The following is a 23,394-nucleotide window of genomic DNA, read 5'->3' on the forward strand; positions in this document are numbered from 1 at the left end:
CGCTCTCCCTTATGTATCACATGATTGCTATCAGCCTTTCAGACGGCAAACCATTTCCCAGAGTGCTGCTGCGGAGTTAAAGTTCTCTGGAACAATGTCAGCAGGGGTAATGGTAATGTCAAATTCATCCTGAAGCTCGCTTACAATTGACAGGATGGCAAAAGAATCCAGAATGCCATCATCGATCAACGTATCACAGGTCTCATAATCTGCGTCTGGCTGAATTTCTTCAAGAATTTCAATCAATTTGTCCATTTTTTGATTCCTCCCTTTCCGAATTTATTTCGTCCGTATGTACTGCATCCCGCACCAATGTAAGCTTCCCTTCCTGCCAGAAATAAATTCTTGGCATCGGTCTGCTCAGGAAAAGATAAATTCCCTCAGTTACGGAATATGCACCTACGCGTTCAAATATGAGCATATCACTAATCTCAGGTTTTTTCAATGGAAAAAGCTTTACAATCACATCACTTACAGTACAAAGGGATCCGCACAGGTTCCACAGCTCCTCTTCGCCTTCGGTCCGTGGCTTTCCAGCCTGATCTGTCTGGGTACAGTGGGGAAGCTTCATAGCCATTGCCTGCCCATAATAATTGAGATGATTGATTCCCCCATCCAGGATTGCATAGGATTGTCCATGATTTACTTTCCTGTCTACAATTGAAGTAAGATAAAAACCACAGAGATAGGTAAGATAGCGTCCCATTTCAAGGATCACATTTCCACCAAAAGTAAGTTTATCAAGAAGTTCTCCAAAGGCTCCTAAAAGTTCTGTGGCATCTTCCTCTTTGTCTTTCAAAAAATAGGGCACAAACAGTCCTGGTCCGTATTCCAGTTCTTCCGCCTGGTAGCCATACTCACGGTGTAATTCTCCCAGAAATCCATCCAGAGTCTGAAGCTCTTTCTCCATCTGGGAAAGATTTTTCTTCTGGGTTCCAGAATAAAACTGAAGGCCCAGAATATGAAGCCCTTTGTATTCTTCCCTCCTGGAAATGATCTTTCTGATATCCTCTTCATCCATTCCAAACTGATTTCCGCTGGTCATACGGATCAGCACATGGATTTTCATTCCCAGCGCTTCTGCATTCTGGTTCAGATGTCTTAAATGTTCCCAGGACTCTACTGTGTATACACCTTTCCCCCCATATGTCTTCAGTACATAAGAAATATCTGCCGGGTTTTTATATACACCCGAAAGTACGATCTTCTCCATAGGCACACCCACGCGTTCGCAGATGCGGAATTCTCCTGGAGAGCACACTTCAAAAAGATCCACATGACTTAACATCGGCCTGGTCAGAAAAGGATTTGCCTTCATGGCATAGCAGACTCTTGCTTTCCCTTCCAGTAGCTTCTTTATCTTTTCTACATGTTCTGAAAGAATATCCAGATCAAAAACATAAGAAGGAGTAGGGCTTTTCTCTTCGATAAATTTCTGTAAAAAATGATAATCTGCCATTTATCTTCCCTCCTGGTATCTGGCTGTCAGTTCTTTCCGGTCAATCTTGCCGTTCTTGGTAAGCGGCATGATTTCCACCTGGACAAACACATTGGGAACCATAAAATTTGGCACATATTTTACCAGTGAACGTGACAGGGTTTTGCGGTCGATTTCCCCTTCATAGAAGGCTACGATCTTATTCTTTGGCTGATCGTAAATGCAAAGGCTTCTGCGGATCTCAGGGATCTTATCCATTGCAGTCTCGATCTCCCCAAGCTCAATTCTATGTCCCATATGTTTGATCTGGAAGTCCTTTCGGGTTGCAAAGCACAGCTCTCCCCTTTCGTTATAGAACGCCAGATCTCCAGTCCGGTAAATTGGCTCCAGATAACGGTTATTCAAGGGATTCTGCACAAATGCCTTTCTGGTCTGTTCCGGGTTTCGGTAATAGCCAAGGGCCAGTGCACTTCCCGCTACGCAGATTTCTCCGTTTACACCTTTTTCTGTCACCAGATGGTCCTCCTCATCCAGAAGGAATACCTTCTCATTGGGGAATGCCCTGCCCATTGGAAGTACATCGCCAGGCTGAAATTCTCTGTCTACTACATAATAGGTACAATTGCAGGTTATCTCTGTAGGGCCATAGATATTTACAAACATGGTGTCCGGAAGATACTTTCTCCAGATATTCAAATGTTTAATTGGCATCACTTCACCGGAAAACAGTACCTTTTTGATCTTATCCGGCACCTTGTAGGTAAAACCATTTAAGGTACTGATAATGCACATGGCAGAAACAGCCCACACAATGGTGGTAACCTCTCTGTCAACCAGAAAATCAAGCAGATTTTTGGGAATGGAAAAATACTGTTTCGGAATGATCTGTACCGTTGCTCCTGTTTTCAGGCCAGAATAAATGTCTTTTACAGACACATCAAAATCCCATGGAGCCTGATTTCCCATCACATCTTCAGAGGTAATATGAAAAAGCTCTATAAAGCAGTCAATAAAATCAATAACCGAACGATGCCCTACTACAACACCCTTAGGAACTCCCGTAGAGCCGGAGGTAAAAATTCCATAGAGGGGATCTGTATCCACAGCCTGTGCGCGAATACGGTCCAGCACAAAGGAATCCTCTGCGCCCTGATCCAGTTCCTCTGTGAATAAAACTTTTCCCCTGAACTCCAGTTTTTCCAGATCCTTTTCATATTTCTGCGATGTCACGATCACATCGCTGTCAAGAATTTCCAGAATCTGCTGTATTCTGGCTGCCGGCTGCTTTGTGTCAAGCATTACATAAAAGCAGCCTGCATAGACAGCCCCCATGAATACCCCTATGGTATCCACACTTTTTTCCATAAATACTGGTACCGGATTTCCAGGCAGGAAATGTTCCGCCAAAGCTGTCCCAAGTCTTCTTGCCCGCTGGCGAAGCTCCTCAAAGGTACATGCAGAGTCAAGATCTGCAAACGCCGTTTTGTCTGGATATTTTGCTGCGGAAGCTTCAAGATATTCTAAAACATTTGTAATCATACGCCTTCTCCTTTCAGAATATTTGCCAGAACTTTGGAATATTCAGAAGCAGCATTTCCATTCATATGTCCATCATAGTCTGTGTAATCCTTAAGATCATGTGAAAATGCCTTGAAATACTGTGTGTTAAAGTTTAAATAAGTAACTTTCTGCTGGTCAAAATACTCTCCAAAATATTTCCATGCAGCATTATAGTTATCACTGTAAGCTTTTAAGGTATTAATAGGAATTGGTGTAGTCACAGCTACAAACTCAATGTCATTCTCCTTGCAAAAAGCAATTAATTTCCCAAGATATTCCATATTCTGCGGATTTACCTGGTCTTCCTCGAAAAGCTTCAGATCTTTCATTTTCAGCTTGGAGGTGTCCACTGGATAGCGCTCGATCAGACCGCTTTCGTGGTATTCCTGGGTGTCGCTTTTCAGATGGGAAATATCATAGTCCTGATTCCATTTCCGGGAAAAAGTTTCTTTCACTTTTCCAAGTTCATAACTAAGGGAATACTCATACCAGGGGAACAGGATCGTACGGAAATTACATTTTGCAATGGAATTCCAGAAGTATTCCAGTTTCGCCCTGGAAAAAGGAAATTCATGGAAGAACAGCAGATAATTATTTCCTTCTTCTTTTTCGGAAACAAAATATCCGGGATCCACCTCGTAAATGATCCGGGTGGGCTTTTGTTTCTCTGCGATCAGTCTGGCAATGTAATAAGCGTCAATTCCGTATTCTCCGCCTACACAGACATTGTGGCCAGTTCTTCCAGTAATTTCTTCCATCACCGCCGGATCAATGTCTGTCATTCCGTGGGAAGTTCCAAGAATAATATCGTCATATTGATTGCTTACCACTGCATGGATATCATTTCGCATAAACGTACAGGGATAAAGTGCCGTGTCCAGTCCCACAAGAAGTGCTATGCATACGGCAAGCACGATTATTGTTTTTATGATCTTCTTAAAATTGTGCATAGATAAAACCTCTCGCTACTGCTGTGGAACCAAACAAGCCAATGGATACCAGCACGCAGAAATATATGGCAGCTGTAACAGGAAGGGGCAGCTTTCCAAGGGATTCCCGTATCTTCATACCCCGTTCCTGAAGAACGCCTATGATAAACAAAATTACGCATCCCACTGCAATGATCCAAAGCGCATAGGGAGTAAAGGCAGTGCCCTGTCTGCCTGCCGGAATCAGAAGCAGCTGTGACGGGGAAAAGTGTGTAACAGATTGTTTCATCATATGAAAGGCCTGTCCTACACTATCTGCGCGGTCAAAATACATGCTGATCACAACCAGTATGAAGGTTCTTATCACAGTAAACACATAATACCAGGTCTCTTTGCCTGAAATATGCAGTTTCTTTTTCCAGCTGCGGTAGTTCTCTGCCATAAGTCCGCTGAATGCAATGATAATACCGTTATACATACCGTATACAATGTATTTCCATGCGGCGCCATGCCATACTCCCACTACAAAGAATACGATCAGATTCGCCAGGCAGATTGGAAGGGTCCGGCCAATTTTTTTGCCAAATGTCTTTTTACCCCATTTGCCGAATTTCCCCATCCAGCCGGATAAAGTAACCGGATAAAATACATAATCCTTCATCCAGGTTCCAAGGGTAATATGCCAGCGATGCCAGAAATCTGTAATGGAAACTGCAAAAAACGGGCGTTTGAAGTTTTCATCCAGCTGAATGCCAAACATCTGTGAAATACCGATCACCACGTCCATTCCACCGGAAAAATCCGCATAGAGCTGTATGGTATAAAAAAGGACTCCCAGAAGGGCCACTCCATTATATTGGGCTGGATCATCAAAGATCGCATCTGCAAAAACGGCCGCCCAGTCTGCCAGGATCATTTTCTTAGAGAATCCCCAGAGGATCCGTTCAAAGCCTCTGGTAATATTTTCCCCTTTAAAGGAATGCTCTGCATACAGCTGGTCTGCCAGACGGCTGTATCTTCCAATGGGGCCCTGGAGGATCTGCGGAAAGAAAGACACAAACAGGGCATATTTGAACGGCTGCTTCTCTGCCTTGCATCTCTTCCAATATACATCAAGAAGATATCCTGAGGACTGAAATGTATAGAAAGAGATTCCAAGGGGAAGAAGAAGTGCCATTCCTCTTAAATTCAGATGAAACAATGCATTGATATTTTCCACTGCAAAGTTGGTATACTTTACAATTCCCAGCATTCCGAAATTGAGCACAAGTCCAAGGATCAAAAGCCTTTTTGCACTCTTATGATCGCCCTTCTCTTCTGTTTTTTCGATAAGAAGCGCCATCAGCCAGGTAACCAGGGTGGAAAAAAGAATAAAGACAACATAACGGGGACCGCCTGCTATGTAATAAATATAGCTGAAGACAAGAAGGACGATCCACTGAAATCTATGCGGCACAATGTAATAGACAAATACAATTGCTGCCACAAAAAGTAAAAAGAGATTAGATACTAGCGACATATTTTTCTCCTAAGACTGGATAAGGGCTCTTGCTCTGTACAGTGCAGGAGCCCTTATCCTATATAGTTCGTGATATCTGCATAAGCATTACTGCGAACAGTAACACATAAACAGACAATTCCATTTAGTTTAAAAGACCATCATCCAGACAACCATCTCCGTCATCACCGCTGTCACCGCCGTCATCATAATCATAATCATAATCATAAGAATAATCATTGCTATAGTCGTAGGAATAATCATTGCTGTCATAACTCTCAGTCTGCTGGGACGCTGCTTCTGCTGCAGCTGCATCCGCTGCTGCCTGATCTGCAATGGCTTTCTCTGTATCATAGGTGCTCTTTTTCTCTTTGGTACTCTTTGTCTTGTAGGTACCGTAAACAATTCCATCCTTCTCTCGGATTGTAAGCGTTCCAAGGTCTTCAAGAGCTACACCATGAACATCAGCCGTTGTCTCATCCTCAAATGTAATATGAAGATCATAGGCAGGTGCCTGGTCTTCTGCGGCTGCATCTGTTGTTTCTTCTGTATTCTCCTCTGCTGCCTTGGAGTAAAATACCTTTTTCTTCTCTTTTAACTCAAAGGAATCCTCTGCTGCCATCATATTCTCTGGAAATTCAGTATCTTCTGCAGTCTTAATAGCAAGCCCGGTGATTTTCTTTGAAGTAGCATTTTTCATTTTGAAAGTGATGCAGCCGTCTTTTTTCTCACCGACTGTTTTCAGTTCCTCTTTCTTCTGCTCGTCTGCGGCTTTTTCTTCTTTGGATTCCTCTGCTTCTGTAGTATCCTGACTATCCTCTGATGTGGACTCCTGAACCTCCTCGGCAGCGTCTGTTGCCTCTGCTGCAAAGCTGCTTACCGGAGCTGCTGCTATCATTGTTCCTGCTAATAATGCGATTAGTATTTTTTTCTTCATGATTCTCTCCTTACGTCATACTTTTTAGCCTTTTTAATTTTTAAACAGTAATTTTCGTTCTTTTCTTATTGTACTGATAGGTACCTTTTGTTCTATATTTAAACTTATATCCGCTGTGCGCCTTTGGATTATTTCTAAAAGAATATGCAAAGTTCGGGTCATACACATACCAGGTACCGCCAGATTTGATCTCGCACCATGCATGTGCACCATTTTTGCCATTTCTCTGCGGTACAGTTCCTTTTACAAATCTTACCTTATAGCCCTTTGCCTTCGCCATCATACAGAAAGTTGCCGCCATAACATAGCAATCGCCTCTTCCATTCTTGAAGCCGTAAGTTGCATAATATCCAACTTCATTCTGACCTTTTTTCGGTGTTCCAACGTTACCCCAGTATCTAATATTTCTTGAGCTCCACTGGAATGCTTTTTTTAAATTTCCGCCGCATTTATCAAGACGGGCACCGGCAAGACCTTCTGCTGTGGAAAGTTTGGTTACAACACCTTTTTTGTTGATGCGGTAATATTTCTTACCGATCTTGTAGCCGTATTTGTTCTTTACCAGCTTGCCTTTTCTGTTGTAGTAGGTTTTGCCGTTCTTGGTATAGAAACCGGTTTTCGGGATCTTAACCTGCGGTGCAGGGGTAGGTGTAACTGTCTGCTCTGCATTCACTGTAGTGTTTGAAGACTCTGCATCTGCAAATACAGGGGTTCCCATTGTAAGAGTCATACTCAGGGATAAAATTACTGCCATTGATTTTGTAAACTTTCTCATACTAATTTCTCCTGTCATTTATTCTTCTATAAATAATGCCCAGTGCTATTTTCGTTACTGTTCACTGGTAACATTCCGCGAGGTGCTTTTTGTGAACATAATTCACAGAAAACCCGAGAATTGCAGCGCGAAATCATGCGAATGCATGATTTCTGTGCATCGCGAAGCATGTTGCTGTGAACGGAGTGAACAGTAACCTATTTTCTTAGCCTGTTTCGCTTATATCATTTCTACAAAGCTGCCCTTAACGTGCCTGAATGCCATAAACGATCTCACTGCCGTTTTTCTTCTTTCCAAGCTGTACATAAATATTGGCATAAGTTAAAGTAAGATCCTTTTTCACTCCTGTCATACAACTGGAAGAGGTAGTTGTCTTAGATGGCTTTTTGCCCATCAGCTTACGCAAGGTCTTACCATTTGCCCTAAATTTACTTGCCTTCTTTAACTGGGCACTCTTCTTCTCTACAAGTACGCCCTTTTTGAAATAGTACGGAGTTCCATTCTTGTCAGCATAAATACCAGTTTTTACTTTACAACCGTTTCTATCAAATCCATATTTCTTTTTGCCAATTTTGAAAACTTTTACATTTTTCTTGGACTCAGCCACCTTCGGTGCTGCATAAGCGGCCCCATTTTTGCCGAAGTAGTATGTCTTAGTCTTATCCCAACAGTTTTTCTTCTTTACACCATTTACATAAAGGTATTTCTTGTCGCTTTCTGTGTAAATGCCATTCTTAACAGCTTGCGCAGGCGTGGCAACAGGATCTGTGATCACCGAAGCAGCATTCCCACTGACAGTTGCATCTGCACTTGCGATTACCGGTGTCTGCAGCATGAAAACGCACATTGCCGGAATCAATAATTTTTTCCATTTTTTCATCTCAATATTCTCCCTTTTCTTTAAATTTATATTCTATCAGATTTTCTCTGACAGTCTTCTGTTCTGAAAGTGAAGCTGTTTTTAGAATTTCACTTTGGATCTGATTCTGTATGCGCTATGTGTAGACGCTCCAAACAGTGGTCCCATATTATCATAATACAGCCCGTCGATCACTACGAAACCGTGGTCACCAGTTGTTGCAATCACATATGGTTCATATCCCAGAGCCTTAGCACATGCTGCAAAAGCACTTGCTATGCCATAACAGCTTCCTGAAAGGTTATTGTCAAACATATAGATTGCAGACTGATACGGCCAGTTCTTTGTCTTAAACTCCGCATTCGTAGGATTGATCCACGGTTTAAAATTGTTATACCATAAAATGTAGTTAAAGCATGCGCGAAGCTTCTGCCTCTTTGACATTTTGGAGGTAGTATGCCTAGCTACAAACTTTCTGGCTTTCCTCATACATTCGGATTTTAGTGCAGATGTCTTTACTGCAACCCCATCAGAATCGATCTCATATAACTGGCCTTTAATCTTATAACTGGATTTATTCTTGATCAGAACGCCTTTTGAATTAAAGTAATATTTCTTTTTCTTAATAGTCTGAAGACCTGTTACACGATAGCCTTTCTTACAGATGTAGTATTTCTTGCCTTTTACAGTGAGCCATTTGCCTGCTGGTGCAGATGTTCCATCCTTGCGGATATAGTAATATTGCCCGTTTTCTTTAATCCAGCGGTTCTTTGCCATTTGACCATTGGACAAGTAGTAACGCTTTTTCTTCTTATAAGTCTGCCAGCCCTGATAGCGTATTCCGCCTTTTTGCAGGTAGTATTTCTTTCCTTCAATAGTGACCCAGCCGGATTTCTGGATAACCGTTCCGTCAGCCAGCTTATACTGATATCCCTTCGCTGCCTTTATCCAACCGGAAACAACACTATTCGTTCCATCTCCGGGATTCACATCTGTGACAGAACCAGACATATTCGCAACGGTTCCTGCTGATTCCGCATATACCATCTGCATAGGTTCTGCTGCCAGTAGCGCAGTCATTAATAAGACAAGAACCCGCCCCCTTTTCTTCATACTTGATTTCCTCCCATATCGCTTTCATACTGTCTTTATTATAGCACTTGTTTTTTTTCTACTGTAAAAACAGTTTTTATAATTATACCAAACCCCACTACTCTTTTCTACTTTTCCAGCGTAAAATGTATAAAATTAACTTTTCTGTAAAGACTTTTTAATACAGATAAAGGAGGATTTTTATGGTTGTATTTGCAGTTTTATTTCTGATCCTGTTTTTTGCTTTACAGCTTCTGGTTCTGTTCTGCTGCCTGGCGGCGGGGAATGATGCTTATTCCCAGTTTCTTTCCGACCAGGAGCAGATGGAATATCTGGCGAAATGGAAAAAAGAGCACGATTACAGATAAACGATAACTTTTTGTAACATTTTCTTCATAGCAAAAGGCAGCTGCTTTAAATGCACTGCCTTTTTGCCAGGATTCTATATAATAATGCACACCAGACCGCCTTTGCTGTCGTTTACGATCTTCTGCATGGTGTCCTGAAGCTTTACCTGACTTTCCTCGCTGATCATGGCAAGCTTGCTTTTGATTCCATCCTGAACCAGCTGTTCAATGGATTTTCCAAAAATATTGGTCTCCCAGATGCTTTCCCCTCTTGCATCGCTTTCCCCAATGTATGTGATCAGGTCTTTTGCCTGCTGCTCTGTTCCCACGATTGGCGCAATTTCAGTTTCAATATCTGCTTTGATCATATGGATGGAAGGACTCTTGGATCTGATCTTTACGCCATATTTATTTCCCTGGCGGATCACGGCAGGCTCTTCCAGCTGGATCTGGGAAAGCTCCGGCACTACCACCCCATAGCCGCTGCCGTTCACAGCGTCAAGGGCATCTTTTACCTTTACATACTTTTCCTTCATAGCTGCCAGCTCTTTCATGGTATGGATCAGTTCATACTCGCTTTCCATGGGGATCCCGCTCATGTCACTAAGCATTTTATAATAATATTTGTCGTCTACCTGCAGCCGGATCTGGACGGTTCCATCAGACAGGCTTACACTATCCAGAAGGGTGTCCTGCACATAAGGCCCTTCTAATTTCACCGATTCCCTGGTAATATCCCGGATGTGGAGAAGCTTTTTCATACAGGCTTTTATCTGGGAAAGGATCTGGCCTTTCAGCTCACTGGCTGCTGGCAGCATTTCCACCCATTTGGGAATAAAAAACTGCAGCTGGGTAACTGGGAACTCGTAAAGGATTTTTTCCAGGATCTGCGCGATATCTTCTTTTTTCAGCTGTTCGCAGTTCAGCGCAAGTACTGGTACCTGATATTTATTCTGAAGCTCATTCACAAGCTGAATGGTCTCTTCCCTATGGGGCAGCTGGGAATTTACCACAATAAGAAACGGCTTTTTCTGGGCTTTTAGTTCTGTCACTGTCTGCGCTTCTGCCTGGACAAAATTTTCTCTTGGAATTTCTCCAAAGCTTCCATCTGTGGTGACCACAAGACCAATGGTAGAATGCTCCTGGATCACTTTTTCCGTTCCCACCTTCGCAGCCTCATGGAAAGGAACTGCCTTGGAAAACCAGGGGGTTTTTACCATCCGCTCTTTTCCGTCCTCCAGATTGCCGCCTGCATCTTTTACGAGAAAACCCACACAGTCGATAAGACGCACCTGTACCTTCAGGTCTTCGCCTAAATCAACCGGGATCGCTTCCTTTGGTATAAATTTAGGCTCCACTGTGGTGATCATTTTCCCGGAACCGCTTAAGGGCAGCTGGTCCCGCACTTCTTTTTGCATTTTTTCATCCATCCCAGGCAGAGCGATCAGCTCCATAAACCTGCGGATAAAAGTGGATTTTCCAGTACGGACAGGGCCTACAACGCCTATGTATATATCGCCGCCGGTTCTGGCCTGTATGTCCCGGTAAATCTGAAAATTTTCCATATAAAAAAGCCCTCCTGCATCATAATTGAAAGGTAGCTGCGAGATGATTTCTCGGCACAGGTATATACTCTTCCTCTAAATATTATGCAGTCGGGCTTTTTATTATGCTATTGCTTCTCCCACTGGCGGAAGCCATTTTCCATGGCGTAGCTGCCAAACAACTGGATCATATTTAAAAATCAATAAAACTCATTGTGGAGCAGCTTGTGCTCCTTGCCTTTCAGCAGTCCCTGGTAAAGTTCCAGAACCATCGGGTTCTCATCGGATTTCTTGATCAGCATGGTATTGTCTGCATTGTACAGTCCCTTGGCTCTTGCAGCCTTGGTTCTGTCGCCGGCACGTACCGGCTGGCCTCCACCCATGATACATCCACGGCGGCATGCCATAACCTCGATCAGATGGTAATTGGCTTCCCCGTTCTTTACTCGCTCCATAACCGTTCTTGCATTTGCAAGACCGCTGGCTACGCATACATTGATATCCATTCCCTTATATGGAACAGAGAATTCTTTAATGCCCTCATCTCCACGTACACCGCACTCTGCGATCTCCCGCATGGTTTCTTTGGAGTGATCCGGGCTTAAACGACGGAGAACCGCCTCAGTCACACCACCGGTAACACCGAAGATAACACCGCCGCCAGAACCAAATCCAAATGGCATATCGCATGCTTCCGGCTCCAGCTGTGCGAAGTCAAGACCAAAGTTGTCGATCATGCGAAGCAGTTCTGTAGTGGTGATCACAATATCGGTATCCTGCTCCCCCTCTGTAAAGCTGTTCGGACGGATTATCTCCGCCTTCTTAGCTGTGCATGGCATAATAGATACCATAACGGTCTTCTTACCCTTGGCATTCTCAGGATCACGGAAGTACTCTTTGATGACTGCAGACATCATTCCCTGTGGGGATCTGCAGGTAGACAGATTCGGAATATAATCCTTATACTGGTCTGTAATAAATTTTACCCATGCCGGGCAGCAGGAGGTGAGAAGCGGAAGGTTCTCGTCCTTCTCAATCCGGTTCAGGAATTCTGCGGACTCTTCCATAATGGTAAGGTCAGCACTGAATGTAGTATCGTAAATTTCATCAAATCCCATTCTGTGGAGCGCATTGACGATCTTACCCATTACGCTTCGGCCCTTCGGAAGGCTGTAGTGGTCGCCTACTGCAACACGGACTGCCGGAGCGATCTGTGCTACTACGCGGACATTTGGATCTGCAAGAGCTTCCCATACTTCATCCATATGTGTCTTAATGGAAATCGCACCTGTAGGACAATATACACGACACTGTCCGCAGTTTACACACTGGGTTTCTGCGATCTTCTTATTGAATGCAGGGATTACGATTGCTTCAGTTCCACGATATGCGAAATTCAACGCGCCGATTCCCTGAAGTTCCTCACAGGCACGTACACAGTCACCGCAGAGGATACATTTATTAGGGTCACGAACCAGTGATGGTGAACTGTCATCAATCTCGTACTGCTCTCTTGTATTCTGGAAACGGATGTTATGTACGCCAAGGCGGTGAGCCAGTTCCTGAAGAACGCACTCTCCACTCTTTACACAGGTGGTACAGTCACGGCAATGAGCTGCAAGAAGCAGTTCTACAACCAGTTTCCTGTATTTCTTGATCTTGCCTGAGTTTGTATAAATTACCATTCCATCCCTTGGCTCCTCAGAACAAGAAGCGAAGGTTCTTCCTCTGTCATCCTCTACCGTACACAGACGACAGGCTCCAAATGTGGAAACCTCTGAGTGATAACAAAGTGTGGGAATATTAATGCCTGCCTTACGGATTACGGTCAGGACATTTTTTTCATCTGTAAATTCGACTTTTCTGCCGTCAATTGTCATTGTACCCATAATCTGTCCTCCCTCTACATTTCCACATATATTGCATCAAAGTTACAGTTATCCTTACAGGTACCGCACTTGATACATACATCGTTATTAATATGATAAGGTGATTTGATCTTGCCGGAAATTGCCCCGGCAGGACAGTTCTTGGCACATTTTCCACAGCCAATACAGAATTCCGGATTGATGTGGAACTGGCGGAGAGCCGTACAAACCTTTGCACGACACTTCTTGTCGCGGATATGCTCCTCGTATTCCTCACGGAAACGCTTCATGGTACTGAGAACCGGAAGTGGTGCACTCTTTCCAAGTCCGCAAAGAGCCATGCTCTGAACCATCTTTGCAAGCTCTTCCAGCTCATCAAGATCGGACATCTCTCCCTTGCCTGCAACGATCTTCTCAAGGATCTCCAGCATACGCTTGGTACCCTCACGGCAAGGTACACATTTGCCGCAGCTCTCGCGCTGGGTAAAGCTCATGAAGAAACGGGCAACCTCTACCATACAGGTATTCTCGTCCATAACAACAAGGCCGCCGGAACCCATGATAGCATCCAGCTTCTTCACGGAGTCAAAATCAAGAGGTGCATCCAGTTGTTCTTCGATCAGACATCCGCCGGATGGTCCACCGATCTGAACGCCCTTAAATGCAGCACCGCTCTTCAGGCCGCCGCCGATATCATAAATGATCTCACGAAGTGTGGTTCCCATTGGAACTTCAATAAGACCAGTATTCTCAATGGCACCTGTCAGGGAGAAGGTCTTGGTTCCTGGGCTTCCCTCTGTTCCGATGGTACGGAACCATTCAGCGCCCTGGGCAATAATCTTCGGAACATTTGCGTAAGTCTCTACGTTATTTAATACTGTTGGTTTGCCCCACAGACCTTTCTCAACGGTACGAGGCGGTTTAACACGAGGCATACCTCTGTTTCCTTCAATAGAGGAAGTAAGGGCAGAACCTTCACCACATACGAAAGCTCCTGCACCGCGGTTAATATGAAGATGGAAATTCACGCCGCTGCCAAGGATATTCTCTCCCAGAAGACCATATTTCTCAGCCTGGGAAATGGCAAGGCGAAGTCTTGCTACGGAAAGAGGATATTCTGCACGTACATAAATATATCCGTTCTCAGCTCCAACAGCATAGGCGGCAATGATCATACCTTCGATCATCTTATAAGGATCACCTTCCATAACGGAGCCATCCATAAATGCTCCCGGATCACCCTCATCACCGTTACATACTACATAGCGTGTCTTTTCAGCCTGTCTTGCTACCTGTGACCATTTCTTACCCACCGGGAAACCAGCGCCTCCACGTCCGCGAAGACCGGATTTCGTAACTTCGTCAATGACATCCTGGGGTGTCATCTCTGTGACTGCTTTCGCAAGGGCAGAAAAACCGCCTGCTGCAATATATTCATCAATGGACTCTGCGTCGATCTTACCGCAGTTCTCAAGAACAATACGGGTCTGACGGCTGAGGAACGGGATGTCCTCAGGCTTCGGACAGACTTCATCCCCATGACGGTAAAACAGACGGTCTACAGGCTGTCCCAGACGTACGGTACGCTCTACGATCTCCAGACAGTCTTCTTCCTGAACATGTACATACTGATATCCATATGGCTCAATTCTTACAAGAGGGCCTAACTCGCAAAGTCCCTGGCAGCCAGTCTTGATCACGCCTACGTGTGGGATATCCTTCTGCATTTCGATCTCCACACCGTCAATACCTTCACAGAGTCTTACCATCTCATCATAGATCTTCTGTGCACCGGAAGCCATACATCCGGTACCGGAACAGACGAGAACGCGGCATGTGAAGCTCTGGATATTCTGTTCAATCTCAGCTCTTTTGCTTTGCAGATCTTCTTTACTGTTAATTCTCATCCATTCTCACCTCTCAATCTGTTAATCAGCTCTACTACCTTCTCTGGTGTCATCTTGGCATGCACTTCTTCATTGACCATACAGGTGGGAGCAAGTCCGCAGGCTCCAAGACAGGACACGGTCTCTACCGTAAACATCATATCATCTGTGGTATGTTTCTTATTGCTCAGTCCAAGCTCTTTCATGAAGGCTTCCTTAACCGGAATAGACTTTCTTACATGACAGGCCGTACCGTCGCATACTTTGATTATGTATTTTCCCTTAGGCTCAAAGGAAAAGTTCTCATAAAAGGTTGCAACACTGAAGGCTTTCGCTTCAGTAACGCCGATCTTCTCGGCTACGTAGGTCAGAAGCTCTGCAGGCAGGTACCGATATTCTGCCTGGATATCCTGCATGATGGGGATTAAAGATGCCGCACACCGCTCATAATGATCGATAATCTCATCTGCTTTCTTGTAATATGACTGATCTACCATTTTTGTTAACCTCCTTACTTGCCAGCTGCCTACAGGTCTTTTGTCCCCGTCCTCCAAGGCTGCTGGCTTTGCGTATTTTTTAACAAACATGACTATTTTTTGTAATGAAATTATATAATTTTTTGTTCATTTTGGCAAGTAATTCCGTATAAGTTTATTAATTAACAATTATTTTTGCACAATTTTGTATGTCAAAATATATGAAAACATACAAAAAAGGCCAGATTGCGCAGGCTGCACATATGATACAGCTGCACTCTCCGACTTTCCTTATCTGTCATCTTTTTTCGTTTTATATACGCTAAGAACCGCCTGCCCGTCCTTTCAGAAACTGCTCTGTCCTATCCCATCCCTGCTTTCGCAGCATATTCACCCGCCTATCTGTGCCATGATATGGGATTCTTCGTTTCCTTTTTTCTCTTCCTGAAAATTATGGCCTGCTGGTTTCTCATAGATTACTTTTTCTATTGCTGCTTTTAAAGTCTCATCTGAACAGCCGCCGCGAATCAGAGCTTTCAGATCTGCTCCGTTCTCAAACTGCAGACAGCCTTTTAGGAAACCGGTAGAAGTAAGACGTACCCGGTTGCAGCTGTCGCAAAATTTATGGGACAATGCACTGATAAAACCGATCCTGCCCTGGAAGTTTTCCAGGGTATAATAATGACAGGGGCCATTTCCAAGTCTTTCCCCTGTAGGTGTCATTGATCCGTACGCTCTTTCCAGAACAACCTTTATCTGTTCTTCTCCCCTGGCTGTAAACTCCTTTCCGAGACCAATTGGCATCATTTCAATGAAACGAACATGCAGGAGATTCTCCCTGGCAAGCTCTGCGATCTGTATAAGATCCGCTTCCGGCTGAAATGTGGGAACACAATTTACTTTCACCTTCAGAGATGGATAGGAAAGTGCTTTTTCCAGGCCCTGCAATACCTGGGGCAGAGCACTTCTTCTTGTTATCCGCTCAAACGTCTCTGCTGCGAGGGTATCCAGACTGATATTTACAGCATCCAGCCCAGCTTCCATCAGCTCCGGGAGCTGCTCTGCCAGCAGGATTCCATTGGTAGTCAGCGTTACCTGACTGATTCCAGGAAGGGCTTTCAACTCTTTTACCAGTGGAATACAGATTCTGCGTACAAGAGGCTCGCCTCCAGTCAGTTTGATCTTGGAAATCCCCAGTTCACTGGCTGCGCGGCAGACTCTCACGATCTCATCTGTATCCAGTATTTCCGTTCTTGGAATTTGATGGATTCCTTCTTCCGGCATGCAGTACACGCACCGGAGATTACATCTGTCTGTAAGGGATATCCGCAGGTAATTAATATTCCTTCCGTATCTGTCAAGCATAAACCATCTCATCTCCCTCAGAGATCACGCCGCCATGGATCACTTTTGCAAAAACGCCCTCCCGGGGCATAATGCAGTCTCCCATGATCTGGAATATTTCACAGCCATTATGACACTGTTTCCCGATTTGGGTGATCTCCAGGATCACATCGTTGCACTTCAGGCGGGTTCCTATCGGAAGTGTTTTAAAATCAAACCCCTGTACGATCAGATTTTCCCCGAAAGCACCATCCTTTACAGGTGCTCCTTTGGCTTTAAATTCTTCTATTTTTTCATAGGACAGAAGGCTGACCTGGCGATGCCAGTTCCCTGCATGGGCATCATTCTCCAGTCCGTAATTCTCGATCAGTTTTACAGTGTGGATATTGACCTTCTGAGTCCCTCGCTTCTCACTGATGTTTACTGCCATCACTTTTCCCATAATGTGTTACCTCCATTTATCTGTACTTTCTATAGTACAATATCTTACTGAGAAAAGCAAATTTTTTGTAATAGCAAAACAAAATTTTGCCATATAATGGGAGATTTCACGAAATCTGAGCCACAAAAAAACTCCCCAGATTTCACTCTGGAGAGCCTTTTTTCCGCTTGGACACTGGATGTATCTGATTACATCCTTATATCATTATAATCTGATCAATAATTATGCATTTACCTTACGCATGGCAGCCTCTACAACATGTCCGACAAGAACAGAAGTAGTTACGCTTCCAACTCCGCCAGGAACTGGTGTGATGGCGTCTACGACCGGCTCAACAGCTGCATAATCAACATCTCCGCAAAGTTTGCCTTCTGCGTTTACGTTGATTCCTACATCGATGACAACCTGTCCCTCTTTTACATACTCTGCACCAACAACGCCTGCGCGTCCTGCTGCTACGATGATGATATCAGCCTCACGTGCTACAGACGGCATGTCTACAGTTCTTGTATGGCAGATGGTTACAGTTGCGTTTTTCTTAACAAGCATCATGGCTGCCGGTTTACCAACAACAAGGCTTCTTCCGATCACAACTGCTTTCTTTCCTGTGCAGTCGATTCCGTAATGATCCAGGATCTCCATGCAGGCCTGTGGTGTACATGGTGGGAAACCGATCTTCTTGCCTGTGAAAACACCAGACATGGAAAGATCTGTCATACAGTCAACGTCTTTCTCCGGAGCAAGTGCATTCTCGATCACAGCCTGATCTAAGTGCTTCGGAAGCGGACGGAACAGAAGAACGCCATGGATGTGGTCGTCTTTGTTTACTTTATCGATAACTGCAAGAAGCTCATCCTGAGCTACATCCTCTGGAAGAAGGATTTTCTCGCATGCAACGCCTAATGTCTCGCAGCGCTTTGTTGCTCCTTTTTCATAGGAAATATCACTTGGATTCTCTCCTACACGGATGATGCAAAGTGTTGGATTTACGCCTTTTTCCTGAAGTGCTGCTACATTGCCTTTGATACGCTCGTTTAATGCAGCAGTTACTTCTTTACCTAATAACTGTTTTGCCATTTTTGATGATCTCCTTTATTATTTCAGTCTTGCAAGTACGCTGTCAAATGTCTCATCTGCAAGCTTGCAGTATTTCTCAAGCATTGCGTCAGCCTTTGCATTCAGCTCTTCTGCGTACTCTCTGTCAGCCATGGATTTGGTGTTAATATAAACATTCAGGCTGGCACCCTTTAATGCAGCTTTGCAGAAGGTTGCTGCTACACCAGCATCACTGATGGCAAGCTTGGAGCCTTTTGCAGCAAATTCCTTGATCAGATCAAGTGCCTCACAGCATTTCTCCATGATCTCCATAGGAACAGAGCAGGCATCCTTTAATACGATTGCCATAACTCTTGCTTTCTCAGCCTTCTCTTCCTCTGTCTCTTTTGGCATTCCATATGCTTTGGAAAGAGGCTCAAAAACTTCTGCATCGCGCTCGATCAGGCGAAGGAAATCTTTCTGAAGCTGGTCGCATTTGCCTTTCAGCTCCCACATTTCATCCTCAACATCAGCATATTTCTTCTTGCCAACAGTAAGGCTTCCTACCATATTTCCAAGTGCAGTTCCTACAGCACCTACCAGTGCAGATGCTCCGCCGCCGCCTGGAACCGGGGCTTTAGAAGCAAGAACTTCTACAAATTCTGTACATGTACTTGTTGAAAATCCCATTTCGTTGTCTCCTTATTGTTCTTAGTCATCATGTAAGCCATGACCTTTTTATAACGCCAGGCGGACAGGTATATCCGCCTGATGTTTCTTTTTTCTTTGATTAGAACAGACCTGTGATCTTACCAGTCTCGTCAACGTCGATTCTCTCAGCTGCCGGAACTTTCGGAAGACCTGGCATGGTCATGATCTCACCAGTCAGTGCAACAACAAATCCAGCACCTGCGGAAACCTTCAGGTTACGAACTGTGATCTCAAAATCTGTCGGTGCACCAAGTTTTGTCTGGTCATCTGTTAAGCTGTACTGAGTCTTTGCAACACAGATCGGGCAGTTTCCAAAGCCAAGAGCTTCTAACTGTTTTGCCTGTTTCTGAGCGTTTGCTGTGAGAACAACTTTCTTTCCGCCGTATACTTTCTGAACGATCTGGTTCAGCTTATCCTCGATAGAACCGTCAAGCTCATAGGAATAAGAGAAGTCATTTGGCTCTTCGCAGAGACGGATTACTTCCTCAGCAAGCTTCAGGCCGCCCTCGCCGCCTTTTGCCCATACTTCGGAAAGTGCAACGTTAACACCAAGCTCTTTACATTTTGCTTCAACAAGGTCAAGCTCTGCCTTGGTATCGGTCGGGAATGCGTTGATTGCAACAACACATGGAAGTTTGTAAACATTTTTGATCGTGTTTACATGTCTTAAAAGGTTCGGGATACCTTTCTCAAGAGCCTCAAGGTTCTCGTTGTTAAGGTCTGCTTTTGCAACACCGCCGTTGTATTTAAGGGCACGTACAGTAGCAACGATCACAACTGCATTTGGATGAAGACCTGCCATACGGCATTTGATGTCAAGGAATTTCTCTGCACCAAGGTCAGCACCGAATCCAGCCTCTGTGATGGCATAATCAGCCAGCTTCATAGCCAACTTGGTAGCTGTTACAGAGTTACATCCGTGAGCGATGTTTGCAAATGGTCCGCCGTGAACGATTGCAGGTACATGCTCCAGAGTCTGAACCAGGTTTGGTTTCAGAGCGTCTTTTAACAGAGCTGTCATAGCACCTTCTGCGTGAAGATCACCAGCTGTTACCGGTTTCTGCTCAGATACTTTGCCATATGTATAACCAATGATCATCTTGGAAAGTCTGTTCTTCAGATCTGTGATGTCACTTGCAAGACAGAGAACTGCCATGATCTCGGAAGCAACTGTGATGTCATAGCCATCTTCACGAGGCATACCGTTTGTTCTTCCGCCAAGACCATCGATCACGTTACGAAGCTGACGGTCGTTCATGTCCACGCATCTCTTCCATGTGATCTTACGTGGGTCAATGTTCAGAGCATTGCCCTGGAAAATATGGTTGTCGATCATTGCTGCAAGAAGGTTGTTTGCAGCTCCGATTGCATGGAAATCACCTGTGAAATGAAGGTTGATATCTTCCATCGGAACAACCTGTGCATATCCGCCGCCTGCAGCGCCGCCCTTAACACCGAATACCGGTCCAAGAGATGGCTCACGAAGTGCAACCATTGCGCTCTTTCCAAGTCTCTGCATTCCATCAGCAAGTCCTACAGTTGTAGTTGTTTTTCCCTCACCAGCCGGGGTCGGGTTGATTGCTGTTACAAGGATCAGTTTTCCGTCTTTCTTGTCGCTCTCTTTTAAGAGATTGTAGTCGATTTTTGCCTTATACTTTCCATACTGCTCCAGGTATTTGTCATCAATACCAGCTTTCTCTGCAATCTGGGTAATCGGTAGCATTTCACATTCCTGTGCGATTTCAATGTCACTCTTGTATCCCATTGTAACTTACCTCCTTTTTACGTCACCGCTGTTATAGCATGACGTCTCCGCTTAATTTGGATTTATCAAAACGGATCCTGGTGCAGATTTGACACCAAAATCTCCACTGCACTCCAGTCCGCTTTAATCTAAAAATATACAGCTCATGCATTTAGAAAACCTTAAAGCCTGGTTAATTTTCATGCAGAATCTGTTTTACAATAACCTTACTGCTCTTTTGCAACCTTCAGAAAAGCTTTCAAAGAGCCAATGATCACATCTCCCATAACCGCCATATCTTCCGCAGCAAAGGATACCGGGAAATTATCGGAAAACAGGATCTGGGAGGACGGTGGAAATTCATCGTCCCCCTCCCACAGGATCATCTGGATCTGATATCCCGGATAAATGGATAGTTCATATGCTACATCTCCGAATTTCACCGGAGTACATTTCAAATGATGCATTACGAGCCGGAAATCATCCAGTCTGTTTCCATAAGTAAATGCAAGCCTTTTGATACAGCGTCCGTCAAACTGCCTCAGATATACTTCTCCCCATGGCATTTCCCGGTAAGTTTTATACCTGCCAGTGCCCACAGAGGTGGAACCATTTAACAGAAAACGGATGGTAAGGATCTTCGCATAGATCATATCCTCAAGAGGATAACAGTTCTTCTCATCTGCCACATGTGTCACCTGAAAATCCGGATATGTGATCTTATATTCGGAACCCAGGAAAGTCAAAGTAAATTTCTTGGTACTTTCCTCATATGGGATGGAAAGCCTGGATGCGATCTCCTTCGGGTCAGCTTTTGCATACAGTTCAAGATAATGCTCCCATGGCATTCTCTCTTTACTGTCTTTATCATAATTTAAGTCATCAATTGTAAATGGCATTTTATTAATTACTTCCTGTTCTGTAAATCATTCATTACATCAGGGAACATTCCGGTATCTGTATGAGGAATAAAACATGCTCCTACAAATTCGTCCATATAGGTTGGCACTGTGGAAAGCTCCATGTATGTCATGTTTGCAGCAAGCTCATAGGTCTTCTTCTCTGCCTCTGTAGAAAGAAGCATCAGATAGGAACCGGTCAATGAGGAGTTACCGATATAATGGAATTTCTCCAGAGGAATATCCGGGAACATTCCGATATTTACGGCATTTCTCATATTGATTCCGCTTCCGATACCGCCGGCAACGTATACGTCATCGATCATGCTCACATCAAAATCAAGACTGTTTATCATGGTTCTGATGGCTGAGAAGATAGCTCCCTTGGCACGAATGAAGTTATCAATATCAACCTCTGTGATCTCAATATCCTTCACAGAGCCTGCATCCTTTTCAAATGCGATCACATAGCTTCCCATTCCGTATTTATCGTGGCGGATTCTCTCTCCCTCGCGGACAAATTTGCCCTTTGGATTGATGATTCCGCACATGAAAAGCTCACTGATCACGTCAATGATTCCGGAACCGCAAAGTCCCACCGGTTTGGTGCCTGGATCACCTACTACCTTATAGGTCGGCTCCATAGTCTCTTTATCAATGGTACAAGCCTCAATGGCACCATCCGTTGCTCGCATACCGCAGCTGATATCTCCACCCTCGAAGGCCGGGCCAGCAGAACATGCACAGCTCATCATAAAATCAGAGTTGCCAAATACCAGCTCGCCGTTGGTGCCAAGGTCGATAAACAAAGAGAACTCCGGTCTGTTCCAGATCATACTTACTAAAGTTCCGGCAGTGATATCACCGCCTACATAGCTTCCGATATTTGGCGCAATGATGATATGCGCGTCTTTATTGATGGCAATTCCCACATCAGAAGCAAAAAGGGAATTGGTTTTGAAGAATGCTGGAATGTACGGCTCCATACGGACCGGATCCGCGTTGATCCCGGCAAACAGATGATTCATCGTTGTATTTGCTCCCACAGACATTCTGTAAATATGGCTGGCTGGAATGCCTGCACTTTTACACATCTGTGCGATCATTGGATTGATTGTCTCTTTAATGACTGCATCCTGCAGTTTCTTCTTCCCACCTGGCTTCTGCTGTTCGATGATACGGTTGATAACATCTGCTCCGAAACGGATCTGTCCGTTTCCAGAGGAAGCCTTGGCAAGAATCTCTCCAGTCTCCATATTGATCAGGACTGCAGAAACAGTTGTGGTACCAATATCCACCGCAAGCCCGCCCACTACCACTTCTTCATCTTTTCCGAAAATATCGTATACAAAAAGATCATTAGGAGCCGTACGAACCACACATTTTACCTTGAAATGATTTTCCCGGAGTACATCCGGTAATTTTCTTAATACAGCGTAAGGAATCCTTACCTGCTTCAGATTCATGTATTTCTTTAAAGCTCTTGTAAGGCGCTCATTATCCGGCATGGTGTCATCAAGACTTGGCTCATTCATATCAAGTTCAATTACATCCAGACTGTTTCTGAGCTCAATACCGGTCATTTCTACGTCTCTTTTGGAATTCTCGAAAATGGCAATTTCCTCTTTGGAGCTGAGATCTGCAACCTTCATTCTGCTCTTGTAAGCAGACGCAATATCAGGTACCAGTACGGTCACATCTGCACAGACCCTGCTTACGCAGGCAAGACGCCAGCCTTCCTGATATTCTTCCTCACTGATATGCAAGGTTTTCTTGCTGTCCAGCTCTCCCTTTTTTAACTGTACCCGGCACTTTCCGCAGGAAGCATTTCCGGAGCACGGCGCATCGATGGCCACATTGGCCTCTCTGGCTAATTCAAGTAAATTGTCCCCCGCATTGGCAAAATGTTCTACCACACTGCCATCTTCAAAAGAAAATGTAACCTTAAACATCCGGCACTCACCTTTCTCATATGGTCATATCTGCCAAAACAGGTTATTGCTCACCACA

At 44.4% G+C, this 23,394-nt stretch carries 21 protein-coding genes; 1 reads left to right on the forward strand and 20 read right to left on the reverse strand.

Annotation, left to right across the window (positions count from 1 at the left end; genetic code table 11):
* Window positions 1-30 precede the first annotated feature (30 nt).
* The 9 genes from ACTQ50_RS02360 to ACTQ50_RS02400 form a co-directional block, all read right to left on the reverse strand.
* Window positions 31-255, reverse strand: a complete 225-nt coding sequence (locus tag ACTQ50_RS02360; RefSeq protein WP_226818736.1) for an acyl carrier protein — start codon at window positions 253-255, stop codon at window positions 31-33.
* Window positions 239-1,459 carry a diaminopimelate decarboxylase family protein gene (locus tag ACTQ50_RS02365; RefSeq protein WP_441482814.1) on the reverse strand — a complete coding sequence of 407 codons (1,221 nt, stop codon included), beginning with the start codon at window positions 1,457-1,459 and terminating at the stop codon, window positions 239-241. The genes ACTQ50_RS02360 and ACTQ50_RS02365 overlap by 17 nt, the downstream gene beginning before the upstream one ends.
* The gene (locus tag ACTQ50_RS02370; protein WP_441482815.1) at window positions 1,460-2,977 is read right to left on the reverse strand and encodes an amino acid adenylation domain-containing protein; all 1,518 of its coding nucleotides are present in this window, start codon (window positions 2,975-2,977) and stop codon (window positions 1,460-1,462) included. It abuts the gene before it with no gap.
* Window positions 2,974-3,948, reverse strand: coding sequence for a hypothetical protein (locus ACTQ50_RS02375; RefSeq protein WP_441482816.1), 975 nt, complete (start codon window positions 3,946-3,948; stop codon window positions 2,974-2,976). Before ACTQ50_RS02375 ends, ACTQ50_RS02370 begins: the two co-directional genes overlap by 4 nt.
* Entirely contained in the window at window positions 3,935-5,446 is a 1,512-nt protein-coding gene (locus tag ACTQ50_RS02380) for an MBOAT family O-acyltransferase (protein ID WP_441482817.1), read from the reverse strand. Before ACTQ50_RS02380 ends, ACTQ50_RS02375 begins: the two co-directional genes overlap by 14 nt.
* Window positions 5,447-5,570: 124 nt before the next feature.
* Entirely contained in the window at window positions 5,571-6,362 is a 792-nt protein-coding gene (locus ACTQ50_RS02385) for a hypothetical protein (RefSeq protein ID WP_441482818.1), read from the reverse strand.
* A gap of 40 nt (window positions 6,363-6,402) precedes the next feature.
* Entirely contained in the window at window positions 6,403-7,137 is a 735-nt protein-coding gene (locus ACTQ50_RS02390) for a transglutaminase domain-containing protein (RefSeq protein ID WP_441482819.1), read from the reverse strand.
* 244 nt (window positions 7,138-7,381) lie between these two features.
* Complete coding sequence (locus ACTQ50_RS02395; RefSeq protein ID WP_441482820.1) at window positions 7,382-8,017, reverse strand: hypothetical protein; 636 nt, start codon at window positions 8,015-8,017, stop codon at window positions 7,382-7,384.
* 81 nt (window positions 8,018-8,098) lie between these two features.
* Window positions 8,099-9,109: an N-acetylmuramoyl-L-alanine amidase family protein gene (locus ACTQ50_RS02400; protein ID WP_441482821.1), complete on the reverse strand. Its 1,011-nt coding sequence runs from the start codon at window positions 9,107-9,109 to the stop codon at window positions 8,099-8,101.
* 182 nt (window positions 9,110-9,291) lie between these two features.
* Here ACTQ50_RS02400 and ACTQ50_RS02405 point away from each other — a divergent pair, with 182 nt between their 5' ends.
* Window positions 9,292-9,456: a hypothetical protein gene (locus ACTQ50_RS02405; RefSeq protein ID WP_226818626.1), complete on the forward strand. Its 165-nt coding sequence runs from the start codon at window positions 9,292-9,294 to the stop codon at window positions 9,454-9,456.
* A gap of 74 nt (window positions 9,457-9,530) precedes the next feature.
* On the opposite strand, the gene spoIVA is transcribed toward ACTQ50_RS02405, so the two are convergent.
* The 11 genes from spoIVA to acsV all read right to left on the reverse strand — a co-directional run bounded on the left by spoIVA (window position 9,531) and on the right by acsV (window position 23,336).
* Window positions 9,531-11,000 carry a stage IV sporulation protein A gene (spoIVA, locus tag ACTQ50_RS02410; protein ID WP_441482822.1) on the reverse strand — a complete coding sequence of 490 codons (1,470 nt, stop codon included), beginning with the start codon at window positions 10,998-11,000 and terminating at the stop codon, window positions 9,531-9,533.
* A 179-nt stretch (window positions 11,001-11,179) separates the two neighbouring features.
* The gene (locus ACTQ50_RS02415) at window positions 11,180-12,868 is read right to left on the reverse strand and encodes a [FeFe] hydrogenase, group A (protein ID WP_441482823.1); all 1,689 of its coding nucleotides are present in this window, start codon (window positions 12,866-12,868) and stop codon (window positions 11,180-11,182) included.
* A gap of 14 nt (window positions 12,869-12,882) precedes the next feature.
* Window positions 12,883-14,754 (reverse strand): NADH-ubiquinone oxidoreductase-F iron-sulfur binding region domain-containing protein, encoded by a 1,872-nt coding sequence (locus tag ACTQ50_RS02420; protein WP_441482824.1) that lies wholly within the window; start codon window positions 14,752-14,754, stop codon window positions 12,883-12,885.
* Window positions 14,751-15,230: a complex I 24 kDa subunit family protein gene (locus ACTQ50_RS02425; RefSeq protein ID WP_226818612.1), complete on the reverse strand. Its 480-nt coding sequence runs from the start codon at window positions 15,228-15,230 to the stop codon at window positions 14,751-14,753. Before ACTQ50_RS02425 ends, ACTQ50_RS02420 begins: the two co-directional genes overlap by 4 nt.
* Window positions 15,231-15,599: 369 nt before the next feature.
* Entirely contained in the window at window positions 15,600-16,574 is a 975-nt protein-coding gene (moaA, locus tag ACTQ50_RS02430; RefSeq protein ID WP_441482825.1) for a GTP 3',8-cyclase MoaA, read from the reverse strand.
* Entirely contained in the window at window positions 16,567-16,995 is a 429-nt protein-coding gene (locus ACTQ50_RS02435; RefSeq protein ID WP_226818607.1) for an MOSC domain-containing protein, read from the reverse strand. Before ACTQ50_RS02435 ends, moaA begins: the two co-directional genes overlap by 8 nt.
* Window positions 16,996-17,217: 222 nt before the next feature.
* Complete coding sequence (locus ACTQ50_RS02440; RefSeq protein WP_295304662.1) at window positions 17,218-18,072, reverse strand: bifunctional 5,10-methylenetetrahydrofolate dehydrogenase/5,10-methenyltetrahydrofolate cyclohydrolase; 855 nt, start codon at window positions 18,070-18,072, stop codon at window positions 17,218-17,220.
* A gap of 18 nt (window positions 18,073-18,090) precedes the next feature.
* Window positions 18,091-18,720, reverse strand: coding sequence for a cyclodeaminase/cyclohydrolase family protein (locus ACTQ50_RS02445; RefSeq protein ID WP_226818602.1), 630 nt, complete (start codon window positions 18,718-18,720; stop codon window positions 18,091-18,093).
* A 100-nt stretch (window positions 18,721-18,820) separates the two neighbouring features.
* Window positions 18,821-20,506 carry a formate--tetrahydrofolate ligase gene (locus tag ACTQ50_RS02450; RefSeq protein WP_441482826.1) on the reverse strand — a complete coding sequence of 562 codons (1,686 nt, stop codon included), beginning with the start codon at window positions 20,504-20,506 and terminating at the stop codon, window positions 18,821-18,823.
* A gap of 206 nt (window positions 20,507-20,712) precedes the next feature.
* Window positions 20,713-21,384 (reverse strand): DUF3786 domain-containing protein, encoded by a 672-nt coding sequence (locus ACTQ50_RS02455; RefSeq protein WP_441482827.1) that lies wholly within the window; start codon window positions 21,382-21,384, stop codon window positions 20,713-20,715.
* An 8-nt stretch (window positions 21,385-21,392) separates the two neighbouring features.
* Window positions 21,393-23,336 carry a corrinoid activation/regeneration protein AcsV gene (acsV, locus tag ACTQ50_RS02460; RefSeq protein ID WP_226818595.1) on the reverse strand — a complete coding sequence of 648 codons (1,944 nt, stop codon included), beginning with the start codon at window positions 23,334-23,336 and terminating at the stop codon, window positions 21,393-21,395.
* Between the last annotated feature and the right edge of the window lie 58 nt (window positions 23,337-23,394).

The organism is Blautia sp. Sow4_E7 (genome assembly GCF_052116245.1).
In the GTDB taxonomy this organism is placed as follows: Bacteria; Bacillota; Clostridia; order Lachnospirales; family Lachnospiraceae; genus Blautia_A.

Excerpts from the sequence above, each read along its gene's own strand:
- ACTQ50_RS02400 (WP_441482821.1), bottom strand. The coding sequence starts at position 9,109 with ATGAAGAAAAGGGGGCGGGTTCTTGTCTTATTAATGACTGCGCTACTG.
- ACTQ50_RS02435 (WP_226818607.1), bottom strand. The coding sequence starts at position 16,995 with ATGGGAAAAGTGATGGCAGTAAACATCAGTGAGAAGCGAGGGACTCAG.
- acsV (WP_226818595.1), bottom strand. The coding sequence starts at position 23,336 with ATGTTTAAGGTTACATTTTCTTTTGAAGATGGCAGTGTGGTAGAACAT.
- moaA (WP_441482825.1), bottom strand. The coding sequence starts at position 16,574 with ATGCTTGACAGATACGGAAGGAATATTAATTACCTGCGGATATCCCTT.
- spoIVA (WP_441482822.1), bottom strand. The coding sequence starts at position 11,000 with ATGGAAAATTTTCAGATTTACCGGGACATACAGGCCAGAACCGGCGGC.
- ACTQ50_RS02450 (WP_441482826.1), bottom strand. The coding sequence starts at position 20,506 with ATGGGATACAAGAGTGACATTGAAATCGCACAGGAATGTGAAATGCTA.
- ACTQ50_RS02390 (WP_441482819.1), bottom strand. The coding sequence starts at position 7,137 with ATGAGAAAGTTTACAAAATCAATGGCAGTAATTTTATCCCTGAGTATG.
- ACTQ50_RS02360 (WP_226818736.1), bottom strand. The coding sequence starts at position 255 with ATGGACAAATTGATTGAAATTCTTGAAGAAATTCAGCCAGACGCAGAT.
- ACTQ50_RS02375 (WP_441482816.1), bottom strand. The coding sequence starts at position 3,948 with ATGCACAATTTTAAGAAGATCATAAAAACAATAATCGTGCTTGCCGTA.
- ACTQ50_RS02380 (WP_441482817.1), bottom strand. The coding sequence starts at position 5,446 with ATGTCGCTAGTATCTAATCTCTTTTTACTTTTTGTGGCAGCAATTGTA.
- ACTQ50_RS02370 (WP_441482815.1), bottom strand. The coding sequence starts at position 2,977 with ATGATTACAAATGTTTTAGAATATCTTGAAGCTTCCGCAGCAAAATAT.
- ACTQ50_RS02455 (WP_441482827.1), bottom strand. The coding sequence starts at position 21,384 with ATGCCATTTACAATTGATGACTTAAATTATGATAAAGACAGTAAAGAG.
- ACTQ50_RS02440 (WP_295304662.1), bottom strand. The coding sequence starts at position 18,072 with ATGGCAAAACAGTTATTAGGTAAAGAAGTAACTGCTGCATTAAACGAG.
- ACTQ50_RS02395 (WP_441482820.1), bottom strand. The coding sequence starts at position 8,017 with ATGAAAAAATGGAAAAAATTATTGATTCCGGCAATGTGCGTTTTCATG.
- ACTQ50_RS02425 (WP_226818612.1), bottom strand. The coding sequence starts at position 15,230 with ATGGTAGATCAGTCATATTACAAGAAAGCAGATGAGATTATCGATCAT.
- ACTQ50_RS02415 (WP_441482823.1), bottom strand. The coding sequence starts at position 12,868 with ATGGGTACAATGACAATTGACGGCAGAAAAGTCGAATTTACAGATGAA.
- ACTQ50_RS02405 (WP_226818626.1), top strand. The coding sequence starts at position 9,292 with ATGGTTGTATTTGCAGTTTTATTTCTGATCCTGTTTTTTGCTTTACAG.
- ACTQ50_RS02445 (WP_226818602.1), bottom strand. The coding sequence starts at position 18,720 with ATGGGATTTTCAACAAGTACATGTACAGAATTTGTAGAAGTTCTTGCT.
- ACTQ50_RS02385 (WP_441482818.1), bottom strand. The coding sequence starts at position 6,362 with ATGAAGAAAAAAATACTAATCGCATTATTAGCAGGAACAATGATAGCA.
- ACTQ50_RS02365 (WP_441482814.1), bottom strand. The coding sequence starts at position 1,459 with ATGGCAGATTATCATTTTTTACAGAAATTTATCGAAGAGAAAAGCCCT.
- ACTQ50_RS02420 (WP_441482824.1), bottom strand. The coding sequence starts at position 14,754 with ATGAGAATTAACAGTAAAGAAGATCTGCAAAGCAAAAGAGCTGAGATT.